Here is a 12,244-nt window from a genome sequence, read left to right as displayed (position 1 = left end):
ATTTTATTCTTGAGATTTTTTGATTAATCCTGCTTTCTTTTTTAATTCCTCTACTTCCTTTTTTGTCAATGCTCGGTATTCACCTGGTTTAAGTTCTCCCAATTTAACACCGTCAATGGAAATTCTTATAAGTCTTATTACAGGATGACCCACTCTTTCAAGCATTTTACGAATCTGCCTTTTTCTTCCTTCATGAAGTGTGATTTTTATCCATGAGTTTGCTTTAAGTTTCCTCAAAAAATTGACACTCACAGGAACAGCAAGTTTTCCCTCAATTTTTATACCCTTTCGCAGTTTTTCAATTGTTTCAGGTTCAATTATTCCATCAACTTTTACCAGATAGGTTTTTTCAATCTTTGAGCTTGGATGCATTATACGATAGGCAAGCTCTCCATCATTAGTAAGAATTAATAAACCTTCAGAGTCATAGTCAAGCCTGCCAACTGGATAAACCCTGAATTTAATCCTTTTTAGAAAATTTTTTATTGTTGGTCTTCCCTGTGGATCAATTAGTGAAGTTATTACTTTTCTCGGTTTATAAAAGGCATAATAAACTTTTGGTTCAGGTTTTATAAGAAGTTTTCCATCAACCTTTATGTAGTCTTTTTCAGGATCTGCTTTCTGTCCAAGATGAGCAATCTCTCCATTTACAGTAACTCTTCCTTCTTTAATTAATTCTTCTGCTTTTCTTCTGGAGGCAATTCCAAAATCTGAAAGAATCTTCTGCAATCTTTTCATCATAAATTAATCCATAATCTCAATATAAGCTCTTTGACGAAGCCCTCTTGTCCATAGTTTATATTCTTTTTTGAATTTTTCATCCTCTAAAAGATTTCTCACATAGTTTACAAGCTCTGCTGAGCCTTTGCTGAAACATACTCCATCAAGCTTAAAAATAAAAACTCCATGTTCTGTCATCATAGGCTCACTTATTTGTCCTACACTCATTTTTGAAAAAAGATTTGAAAGTTCTCGTGCAATTTCATTTTTTTTCAAAAGTCCGATTGCTCCTCCAGTTCTTGCTGATACATCTTCACTCAGTTGTGAGGCAACTTTGCTAAAGGATTCTCCCTGTATAAGTCTTTTAAAAATCTCATTTATTTTTGCTTTCAATTCCTCTGCATTTTCTCTTTTTTTGATAAATATCTGACTAACATAGTATCCATAATCATCACAACTGAGTTCAGGATGAGCTCTGATGTATCCATTTATCTCAGCATCAGTAACAATGATTTTGCTCCTTACCAGGGAATTCAATGCTCTTCCGATTATTATTTGTTCTTTAAGCATTTTTTTGTAATCATTAAGAGTCATACCCTCTTTTTTAAGGGTTTCTATAAAGCCTTCATCAGTGAGATTATACTTTTTCTTTATATCATTTATTGCTCCTTCTATCTCACTATCAGTAACGAAAATTCCGTATCTTTCTGCTTCCTCAATCTGAAGCTTTGTATCAATAAGTTTTTCAAGGAATTCTTCTTCATGAGCTTTAAAGTATTTAAATTTTTCATCGGGATTTAATGCTTTAAACTCATCCTTTGCATTGAACTCCATAAATTTGTAAAGTTCACTCCATGTAATAACTTCTTTATTAACCACAGCTACTACTTTGTCAACAAAAAACTTATTTTCCTCTGCCAAGACTGATTCAATAAAGAAACTCAATGATAAAATAAAAAAGACAAAAAATTTGAGCAATTTTAACTCCTCCTTATTTAACATATTCTTGGTAGTTGTTCTCCTGGTAGCATATCAACTATTCTTGTTCCTCCAATAGATGTTTTAAGTAAAACTTTACCTCCCTCACCAGTAACTTCTCCAATTATAGCAGATTCCTCTCCAAAAGGATGAGATTTCATTAATTCAATTAATTTTTCTGCTACACTGGATTTCACAATAGCTATAAAAATCCCTTCATTTGCCACATATAGAGGGTCAAGCCCTAAAAGGTCACAGGCTCCTTTAACAGTATCATGCACTTTAATTGCGTTTTCATAAATCAATATATCTTTCCCTGAATCCATTGCAAGCTCTTTAAGGGTTGTTGCAACTCCTCCACGAGTTGGATCACGCATTACTTTTATGTAAGAAGCAAAATTTCTCAGTATTTCATTAATTACTCCATTTAATGGTCTTGTATCGCTTAGCACAGGAGGTTCAAAAACAAAGCCATTTCTTTCAGCCATTACTGCAATTCCGTGATTTCCAATAGAACCACTGATAATCACTTTATCACCCACTTCTATTTTCAGGGGTGAAAGCTTAACTCCTTCAGGCACTATCCCAATGCCAGAGGTGTTTATGAAAATTCCATCTCCCTTCCCTTTATCAACGACTTTTGTATCTCCTGCAACTATTTTTACTCCTGCTTTTTTGGCTGCATTTGCAATGCTATTTAAAACTCTTTCAAAATCAGATATTGGAAAGCCTTCCTCAAGAATAAAACCTACTGTCAGATAAAGAGGCGTAGCACCAACAACAGCAAGATCATTTACTGTTCCATTAATTGCAAGTTCTCCTATATTGCCACCGGGGAAAAATATTGGTGAGACTGTGTATGAATCAGTAGTTATGGCTAATTTGCCTGAATAATTAATGGGAACAACTGCTGAATCCATAAGTGCGGGAAGTTCAAAAACAGGTGCAATGTAGCGTTTTATAAGCTCATGCATAAGTTTTCCACCACTTCCGTGTCCAAGAAGTATTCTATCCATGAATTACCTCCACTTTTATTTCAACAGGTTCGCTTTCCTTTAAAGGACCTTTAGAAGAAATTCTATAAAAAACAGGTGATTTCAAATTATTAATATTATACTCCACATCAAAAAACAATGGAATAATAGGTTCACCAATCAGGATAAAATCTGGATCAATGGCTGTTTTACGATAAACCCTGTATCCCATAATCCATTTTTCAGAAACTTCTTTCCATGAGATATAAACACCATTTTCATTGATTGTCCAGAATACTTCTTCAGGTTTTGACGGAATAAAATTCTCAATGGGCAGTTTTATTTCAGTTCCCTTACCTTCAATGTAAATATTGCTTTCAGATATGTATGGAGTAACAAGATAAATTAAAAATTTCTGAAAACTCTGATTTTTGAAATTCTCTTCAATTAAAAAATAATTTCTATCTGTTGTTCCTATTTTTTGTTTTTGTATCTCATTCTGAGTTTGTCTGTTCTTGGATTTTTCTTCAGTTTTAACTTTATAAATATTATACATTACTGAATCTTCTGATTTCCATGAAAGTATCACTCCTTCATTTGTAATTTTATACTGCAAATCACTCAATTCAGGGAGTTTTCTTGGAGTTATCTGGTTTTCTAAGGGTTTGCTGTAAACTCCTTTTTTATTGATGGCAAAAATTCTGTATCTGTATGTTTGCCCCAATGTAAAATTTTTATCTTCAAATGAGTTTATTTCAGGAGTGAAATATCCAAGGGATTTTACCTGTCCTGAACTTTCTCTTTCCAGAAGGAAGCTGCTAAGTTTCGCTTTATTTTTCTCAGGATAATTCCATGAAATTATAATTTTGTCATAATAGGCTGTTAGATTTAATGCATTCACAGGCTCTGGCTGAAGATAATCCTCCAGAGTAGGATCCATCTTTCTTCCACAACCTGAAAGAAGGAACAATAATATAAATACTGTTAAATAAGTAAATACTGGCTTGAGCGACTTTAGATATTTCCAAAAAAATCTTGGAAGCGAATGCCAGTAATACTTATTTTTATTTTCCTCTTTCATTCCCTCAATCTCTTTTTCAGCATTTTTATCTGCTCCTTCACACTCTTTTTTGAACTGCTTCCATAGGAGATTTTTGCTTTAATTGAACCTTCTGGAGTCAGAATCCCGTAAACATCTCTGTCAATCTTGCCAGAAAATTTTTTAAACTCCTTTATACTTAAATCTTTGAGATTCTTTCCCTTTTCAATACAGTAAAGCACAATCTTTCCTGTAATCTCATGGGCATTTCTGAATGGAACCCCCTTTTTTACAAGATACTCAGCAAGGTCTGTGGCAGTTGTAAAGCCTTTCTCTGAAGCCTCTTTCATTATCTCTTTGTTAAACTTGATCTCTGGAAGCATCTCATTGACTATTTTAAGACTCATGCTCACTGTTTCAACTGTATCAAAAACTGGTTCTTTATCTTCCTGCATGTCTCTGTTGTATGTAAGAGGAAGTCCTTTCATTGTTGTAAGCAAAGAAATCAAGTTTCCATAAACTCTTCCTGTTTTTCCTCTAATTAACTCTGCTGGGTCTGGATTTTTCTTCTGAGGCATCATGCTTGAGCCAGTTGAGAATCTGTCAGGAAGCTCTATGAATCTAAATTCATCTGTTGCCCATAGAATGAGCTCTTCTGCAAGCCTACTTAAATGCATCATGATCATTGCTCCACAGTATAAAACATCAAGAACAAAATCTCTATCTGAGACAGCATCCATGCTATTTGGAATAACTCCTTCAAATCCAAGCTCCTTTGCTGTGAATTCTCTATCAATTGGCAATGATGTTCCTGCTATGGCACAGGCACCAAGTGGACATAGATTGATTCTTTTTAATGCCTCTTTGAGCCTTTCACGGTCTCTTTCAAACATCCATGCATAGGATAAAAGATGATGACTTAGAATTACAGGTTGAGCTTTCTGTAAATGGGTGTATCCTGGCATAATTATATCAATGTGTTTTTCAGCAAGAGCAAGGAAGGTTTTTTCAACTCCTGTTAACTGTTCTATAAGTTCCTGCACCTTTGCTCTAAGATAGAGTCTCATGTCCGTTGCTACCTGATCATTCCTTGAACGCGCAGTATGAAGTTTTGCACCTGCAGAGCCAATCTTTTCAATAAGTGCTCTTTCAATGTTCATATGAACATCTTCAAGCTCCTCTTTAAATTGAAATTTGCCCTGTTCAATCTCTTTCGCAATCTCTTTGAGTCCCTCAGTTATCTGCTCAAGTTCCCTGTCATCAATAATGCCCTGTTTATGAAGCATCTTTGCATGGGCAATACTTCCCTCAATATCCTCTTTCCAGAGTTTATGGTCAAAGGAGACAGACTGGGAAAACTCTTCAAGAGTTTTTACTGTCTTTTCTTTAAATCTTCCACCCCACGGTTTTTTCATTTTTTACCCTCACAGTTGTAAAAATGGATGCTATATTGAGCCATTTAGAAAATTTTTGGTAACAATTCCAGACGAGCGGAGCGTTAAACAGCCGAAACTGTTTGAGCCTGAAAGGCGAGTTTTTCGGCTGTAGCGAAGCGAGTTCGGAATTGTCAAAAATTTTCTTATGAGCGAAATATAGCACCATTTTTCTCTTACTCCTCTGCCTTAGCCTGACGCTCTTTCTGTCTTTGTTCAATTATTTTCTGTGCTATATGTGATGGAACTTCTTCATAATGGGAAAACTCCATTGAATAAATTCCTCTTCCTGATGTCATGCTGTGTAGCTGATTCGCATATGTAAGCATCTCTGCCATTGGCACAAGGGCAATTATTTTCTGATTTCCTCCAGCCTGTGGTTCTACTCCCTGAACCTTTCCTCTACGGGAGTTAAGATCACCAATTATTGTACCAAGAGTTTCATCTGGGACAACTATTTCAGCCTTCATAATTGGCTCAAGTAGAACCGGTTTTGCATCCATAAAGGCTTTTTTTAGAGCAAGAGCACCAGCTATTTTGAAAGCCATTTCAGAGGAATCCACTGGATGATAGGAACCATCATAAAGTGTTACCTTTATGTCAATAATGGGATAGTATGCAAGGATTCCCTCTTTCATTGTTTCAATTATTCCCTTTTCAACTGCAGGACGATACTGTTGAGGAATTACGCCACCAACAATTTTATCAACAAACTCATAGCCTCCACCTCTTGGAAGTGGTTCAATTTCAATCCAGCAGTCACCATACTGACCTCTTCCCCCTGACTGCTTTTTATACTTACCCTGAGCTTTTGCAGAGGCTTTTATTGTTTCTCTATAAGGAACTTTTGGTGCCATAAGATTGACTTCTACTCCGAATTTTCTCTTAAGTTTTTCAAGGGCAACTTCAATGTGAACCTGTCCCATTCCGCTTAAAATCATATCCTTTGATTCCTCATCTCTTGAAAACCTTAGAGTGGGATCTTCTTCAAGAAGCTTATGAAGTCCTGCACTTACCTTTTCCTCATCACCCCTTGTTTTTGGTGCAATTGCATAGGATATGATTGGTTCAGAAAATTTCACCTCTGGAAGCTGGACCGGATTATTCTCATCACATAGAGTATGTCCTGTAAGTGTATCTTTAAGTTTAACTGTTGCCACAATCTCTCCAGGACCTGCTTTCTGACACGGTATTTGAGTTTTACCGAGAATATAATAAATCTGACCAATTCTTTCCTTTGTTCCTGTATTTGGATTAAGAACTGTTGAGTCAGCCTTAAGCACACCAGAAAATACTCTTATATAGGAAATTTTTCCAGCAAATGGGTCAATCGTGGTTTTGAAAACATAGGCAGCAAGTGGTTCAGTTTCAGAGGGTTGTCTTGTAACTTCGCTTCCATCTTTTGGATTAATGCCTTTTACACCATAGATATTTGCTCTTTCCTTTGGATCAGGAAGAGCAAGTATGATACTGTCAAGCAATGCTTCTACTCCAACTCCAAAAAGTGCTGAACCTGCAAGCACAGGTATAAATCTTCTTGCTAAAGAAGCATCATGCAATCCTTTCCTTAACTCTTCTTCAGTAAGTTCTCCTCCTTCAAGATATTTCTCAAGAAGGTTGTCATCAAGCTCTGCAATCTTTTCTACGAATTTCTTTCTGTATTCTTCAACCCTGCCCATTAAATCAGAGGGAATCTCAACTTCTTTTACTGATTTTCCATCCTGAATATAGGCTTTCAGAGAAATTAAATCCACAATTCCTTTAAGATCAGGACCTTCTCCTATGGGTAAACTAAGAGGGATTGCTTCCTGACCAAAGACTTTTTCAATCTCAGCAACAGCTCTATCAAAGGAAGAATTTTCCTTGTCAAGTTTGTTTACAAAAACAACTCTTGGAAGATCATAGTCATCGCAGTATTTCCATATTCTTTCAGTTTCAGCTTTAACTCCAGAGATAGCACTTACAATTACCACAGCACCATCCACCACTCTCAGGGCATTCTTTGTATCTTCAAGAAAGTTTACGAATCCTGGTGTATCTATGATATTGATTCTATAATCCCTGTAATCGCAGTAAGCAACTTTACAGCTAAGAGTCATGTTTCTTGCCAGTTCTTCTGGTTCATAATCAATCACCTTGCCTGTTGTCTCACCAGTTGTGACTCTGTCAATCTGACCTGTTTTAAAAAGTATCTGCTCTGCAAGTTTTGTGTTACCTGCACCTGCATGGGCAACAATTGCAATGTTTCTGATTTTGGTAATATCTCTACTCATACTCTGCCTCCCTTTATTTTTTTTAATTTTCCTTTTGGGCTTATATCTAAATTTGCTTTAAGTAATGCTTCTACAGGATGTATACCATTTGCAACATCACAAAATAAAGCAATTGCCAGTTGACTACCTTCTCTACCTGCTGGTGTTTGTATGTTTTGTATTTTACATATTTCATCCAATTCTTTTTGTTTTTTAGAAGGTCTTCCATTAAAATTTATATCTTCTTGTTCCAAAATCCAGTTTAAAGCATAAAGTATGTATTCCAAGGAACTATTATTTCCCTTCCCCCAGTAACTTCCAATTTGTAGTTCAATCATTTTAAAACCTCATAAACCAATAGGTATTCATGAATTATTTTTAAATGATCTATGGGGCACCCCAAAAAGTCTACGACTTTTTGGGGTCCTTCTACTGTTTCTTCTTGCACTTTACTAGTTGTTACTACGACAATTTCTTTAAGCCATAAATTTTTATTTGTTAATAAATTTACTATTTTTTGGGCAAGAGGTTCTAAATAGCCATTTATTCTTACATCATTAGTCTGAATTACTAAAAATCCTTTATCCTTTAACTCTGGCAATAATCCTTCAATAATTTTTTTAAAACTTTTAAGATAATCTTCAGGTTCAAACCCTGAAGATTTATCCTTTACACAGGCTTTTACTATTATTAGGTCGTATTTATTTTTTGTTTGCTTTTTTCTTAATTTACTTTGAATTTCTAAAATAGAGCCTGAACTTGCAAACAGATTAATAATACTATAATTGCCCTCTTGAGAATATCTTTCAATTATATTTTTATTCAATCTTTCATCAAAGTCCTTTTCAGGAAAAATCCAAACTGTAGTTGTCTCAAGTTTTTCTAACTTTTTTTTAATTTTAGTATTGCTAATTTTTGGTAAAACCATATGGTAATCATTATGAATTTCTTTTACAACAGAAGTCTCTAATTTTTCTGGTTTTTCAAAGACTGGAAGATACTCATGAGCTAAAAGAAGAAAATTGTATTTTATGCTTTTTTCATACCAGAAGCCAGTAGTTTTACAGTTGTGTTGTCTTTTTATTATAAGTTCTTTAAGTTTAAATCCTGTGTTTAAAAATACATCTATTAATTTAAATCCAAGTGGAATTACATGCTTTTTCCTTCTTATATCACCTATCAAAATTGCACATAGACTACCAGGCTTTAAAACTCTGTAACTTTCTTTAGCAACTTTTGACATTTCTTCCAGAAATTCATCAACATCACAAAATGAAAGATCCCCTTCTTTCCGAGCAGTATAATGAATTGCATTTGCATATGGAGGATGTGAACAAATCAAATCTACAGAATTATCTTTCAAAAAAGATAAATCTCTTGCATCACCCACGAATAGATGTGGTTCAAAGATTTCCAATTTCTCATTAGAGTTTGATATTTTTAACTGTTCAGCAGGTTCAAAATTTAAATTTCTTTTTGCAAGCTCTATTGCTTTGTCATTGATATCAAAGGCAATACATCTTCTTCCTAATAGTTTACACTCTACAGCTGTTGTACCTGCTCCACAAAAATAGTCTAAAACCAGACTTCCAGGTTTTGAATATTTTAAAATCAGATTCCTTGTTATATATGGTGACCAATTCCCTCTATATTCACCACTATGAGTTGCCCAGTTCCCTCTTTGTTTAAAACTCCAGACAGTAGTTGTTTCTTCTTTGAAATCTTTTGGATAAAATGTTTTAATTTTTTTCTCTTGTTTTAGTGAACTAATACTGATTCCCTGTGTTCTGGTAATAATTTTTTCCAGATATTTAAAGGAAATTCCATATTTACGACCGATTTCAACATCTGAGACTCCCTTCATTTTTTCCTGTATAATAGCCTCTTCAAGTTCTTTCTTGCTTAAAGTTTTTTGTATTGTTGTCATCTAAAAACTCTCCTGTAGATATGGTCTATATTTCTTATGTAATAGTTTAGCTCAAAAATACTCTTTATTTCATCTTCAGTAAGATATTTTCTCACATCACTATCATTAAGTAAGAGCTCCATGAAAGGCTTACCTTCTTTCCAGCTTTTCATGGCATTTGACTGAACGATTTTGTATGCTTCTTCACGGGTAAGTCCTTTTTCAACCAGTGCAAGTAGCACACGCTGAGAATTATAAAGTCCGAAACTGAGTTCAATGTTTTTGAGCATTCTTTCAGGATAAACCCTTAAATCCTTGATTATTCCATAGAGCCTGTTAAGCATGTAATCAACAAGAATGCAGTTGTCAGGGATTATTACTCTTTCTACTGAGGAATGGGATATGTCTCTGTCATGCCAGAGCGCTATGTTTTCAAAGCTTGCAAAGGCATTGCTGCGGACAAGCCTTGCAAGTCCTGACAGGTTTTCGCAACCTACAGGATTTCTTTTATGTGGCATTGCTGAAGAGCCTTTCTGCCCTTCTGTAAAGGGTTCTTCTGCCTCAAGCACCTCTGTTCTCTGAAGATGCCTTATCTCAACAGCAATCTTTTCAATCATTGCAGCAATTAATGCAAGAACACTTAAAAATTCAGCATGTCTGTCTCTCTGTACTACTTGAGTTGCCACAGGTTCTGGTTTAAGCCCTAATTTCCTTAATGCAATCTCTTCAATTTCTGGTGGCATATTTGAGAATGTTCCAACAGCGCCTGAGATTTTACCTACAGAGATTCTATCAACTGCTGAGTTAAGCCTTTCAATGTTTCTTTTTGCTTCCTCATACCAAAGGGCAAATCTCAATCCAAAAGAAGTTGGCTCAGCATGAACTCCGTGACTGCGACCCATGCATATTGTATCTTTGTATTGAAATGCCTTTTCACGGAAAAGTTCCTTAATTTTAGTTAAATCTTGCATTATAAGCTTTGCTGCTTCTCTTATCTGTAAAGCCAGTGCAGTATCAACTATATCAGAAGAGGTAAGTCCCATATGAATATATCTTGATACAGGTCCTACCTTTTCAGCCACAGAAGTTAAAAAAGCTATTACATCGTGCTTGACAGTTGCTTCAATTTCATCAATTCTTTTCAGGTCAAAATCAGCTTTTTCTTTTATTTCCTTTAAGGCATCCTCAGGAATTTTACCGAGCTCTGCCCATGCCTCACAAACAGCAATCTCCACCTCAAGCCATTTTCTGAATTTGTTTTCCATGCTCCAAATATCACCCATCTCTTTTCTTGTGTATCTTTCTATCATGATACCTCCTCGGGTCCCCAAAAACTCTTAGACTAGGGTACCCCAAAAAATCTACGATTTTTTTTGGACCCCCCTTTTTGGGGTGCCCCTCTTTTCTGTAAGATTCAAAAAGATAAAGATTTTTACTCAAAAGATATCTATTAATTCTTTCTTCTGCAAGTTTGACATATTCGGGATTTATTTCATAACCTATAAAACTGCGATTAGTTTTTAAAGCTGCTATTGCAGTTTGCCCGCTTCCAATAAATGGGTCAAGAACCACATCTCCTTCAAAACTATAAAGTTGAATGAGTCTATAAGGTAGTTCTATTGGGAAAGGTGCTGGATGACCTATTTTTTTGGCTGACTCAGCAGGAAATGTCCAGACACTTTTTGTAAATTCAAGAAACTCCTCCTTTGATATGGTGCTTTTTCTACTTGAACTTTCTCTTGAAAATCTCCCCTTTGAGAAGATGAGAATATATTCATGGATATCTCTTAAAGTAGGGTTTCTGGCGCTTAGCCAGCTTCCCCATGCAGTTGATGGACTGCTGCCTGAAGCTTTATTCCATATAATTTCACCTCTCATTAGAAATCCCAGTTCAAGCATGTCTTGAGTTATAAAAGCATGCAGAGGTATATAGGGTTTTCTTCCTAAATTGGCAATATTAATGCAGGCTCTTCCTCCAGGCACAAGAACTCTCTTTGTCTCTTCCCATACCTTTTTCAAAAATGCCCTGTATTCATCAAGACTTAAATTATTATCATATTCTTTTCCCACATTGTAAGGAGGAGAAGTAATCATGAGATGAACTGAACAGTCAGGTAATTCATCCATATTTTCACTGGACTTACACAGGATTTTATTTAAATATTGTTTATTTACTGGATTTTCTTTATATTCAACTTTTTCTTCCTTAGGAATTCCTTCATAAAGTCTGCTACTGTAAAATGGCGTTGAATCATGATTTACTCTTGCAAGACAACCAAAAGAGCTTGTTTTAGAACCTTTTTTTCTCATTTAATCCTCTCTCCAGAGTTCAACCCATCTTTTATAGGGATTGAATTCAATTTTTTCTTTATTCCAATGAATGATTATTTTTTTAGTTCTTCCATTATTTATAAGCTCTGTAAGAGCTTCTTTAATAATTTCAACTCCACGAGGATTTGTTCCTGGTTTGGGAAGCTTTATGTAATTTTGTCTTCCAATTTTATTAAAAACTTCCAGTTGTACTTCTAAAGGAATATAGTAAAAACCTCCTTCCTTATTCCAGTTTATTTGAATCAATAAAAGCTCGGTCTTGGGAATATAATTATTTAAGAATTCCTTTGCTTTTTCAGCATCAACTGTCCATATTAATTTGACTCCAGAAAGATTTTTCCATGTTATTGTTTTTATTGAAATAGGAACTTTAAATAGTTTAACATCCACTTCAGATTCTGTGGTAGGTATTTCAGTTTCTATATTATTTTCACCAAATTTATAAATAAGCAAGGCTGTAATAATTCTTTCTCTTATAGACCCTACTTCCATGCCCACTTTTCCAGCTCTTGAGCTTTCAAGTTCAGCTATATAAAAAAGATGAGGAAGTTTGTTCTGAATTTTCTTTATTAATGCTTCATCCTGAAATAATTCATCAAGAAATTTCAAGT

At 35.0% G+C, this 12,244-nt stretch carries 11 protein-coding genes; all 11 read right to left on the bottom strand.

Going from position 1 to position 12,244, the window contains the following annotated elements:
- Positions 1-3: 3 nt before the first annotated feature.
- The 11 genes from ACYQ3X_RS05560 to ACYQ3X_RS05510 all read right to left on the bottom strand — a co-directional run bounded on the left by ACYQ3X_RS05560 (position 4) and on the right by ACYQ3X_RS05510 (position 12,242).
- Entirely contained in the window at positions 4-741 is a 738-nt protein-coding gene (locus tag ACYQ3X_RS05560) for a pseudouridine synthase (protein ID WP_460180827.1), read from the bottom strand.
- Positions 742-744: 3 nt separating this feature from the next.
- The gene (locus ACYQ3X_RS05555) at positions 745-1,698 is read right to left on the bottom strand and encodes a peptidylprolyl isomerase (RefSeq protein WP_460180826.1); all 954 of its coding nucleotides are present in this window, start codon (positions 1,696-1,698) and stop codon (positions 745-747) included.
- A 17-nt stretch (positions 1,699-1,715) separates the two neighbouring features.
- Positions 1,716-2,714, bottom strand: coding sequence for a hydrogenase expression/formation protein HypE (gene hypE / locus ACYQ3X_RS05550; RefSeq protein ID WP_460180825.1), 999 nt, complete (start codon positions 2,712-2,714; stop codon positions 1,716-1,718).
- On the bottom strand, positions 2,707-3,753 hold the full coding sequence (locus tag ACYQ3X_RS05545; RefSeq protein ID WP_460180824.1) for a hypothetical protein: 1,047 nt from the start codon (positions 3,751-3,753) through the stop codon (positions 2,707-2,709). The genes hypE and ACYQ3X_RS05545 overlap by 8 nt, the downstream gene beginning before the upstream one ends.
- Positions 3,750-5,126 carry an argininosuccinate lyase gene (gene argH, locus ACYQ3X_RS05540; RefSeq protein WP_460180823.1) on the bottom strand — a complete coding sequence of 459 codons (1,377 nt, stop codon included), beginning with the start codon at positions 5,124-5,126 and terminating at the stop codon, positions 3,750-3,752. The genes ACYQ3X_RS05545 and argH overlap by 4 nt, the downstream gene beginning before the upstream one ends.
- A 194-nt stretch (positions 5,127-5,320) precedes the next feature.
- Positions 5,321-7,417: an elongation factor G gene (gene fusA / locus ACYQ3X_RS05535; protein WP_460180822.1), complete on the bottom strand. Its 2,097-nt coding sequence runs from the start codon at positions 7,415-7,417 to the stop codon at positions 5,321-5,323.
- The gene (locus ACYQ3X_RS05530) at positions 7,414-7,734 is read right to left on the bottom strand and encodes a hypothetical protein (RefSeq protein ID WP_460180821.1); all 321 of its coding nucleotides are present in this window, start codon (positions 7,732-7,734) and stop codon (positions 7,414-7,416) included. The genes fusA and ACYQ3X_RS05530 overlap by 4 nt, the downstream gene beginning before the upstream one ends.
- Entirely contained in the window at positions 7,731-9,260 is a 1,530-nt protein-coding gene (locus ACYQ3X_RS05525; RefSeq protein WP_460181694.1) for a DNA methyltransferase, read from the bottom strand. Before ACYQ3X_RS05525 ends, ACYQ3X_RS05530 begins: the two co-directional genes overlap by 4 nt.
- Before the next feature lie 59 nt (positions 9,261-9,319).
- Positions 9,320-10,612, bottom strand: coding sequence for an adenylosuccinate lyase (purB, locus tag ACYQ3X_RS05520; protein WP_460180820.1), 1,293 nt, complete (start codon positions 10,610-10,612; stop codon positions 9,320-9,322).
- Positions 10,578-11,612 carry a DNA-methyltransferase gene (locus ACYQ3X_RS05515; RefSeq protein ID WP_460180819.1) on the bottom strand — a complete coding sequence of 345 codons (1,035 nt, stop codon included), beginning with the start codon at positions 11,610-11,612 and terminating at the stop codon, positions 10,578-10,580. Before ACYQ3X_RS05515 ends, purB begins: the two co-directional genes overlap by 35 nt.
- Positions 11,613-12,242 (bottom strand): ThaI family type II restriction endonuclease, encoded by a 630-nt coding sequence (locus tag ACYQ3X_RS05510; protein ID WP_460180818.1) that lies wholly within the window; start codon positions 12,240-12,242, stop codon positions 11,613-11,615. It lies immediately after the preceding gene.
- Positions 12,243-12,244: the final 2 nt, after the last annotated feature.

This window comes from Thermodesulfovibrio sp. TK110 (genome assembly GCF_054658355.1).
This window is presented reverse-complemented; position numbering and strand designations above follow the sequence as displayed.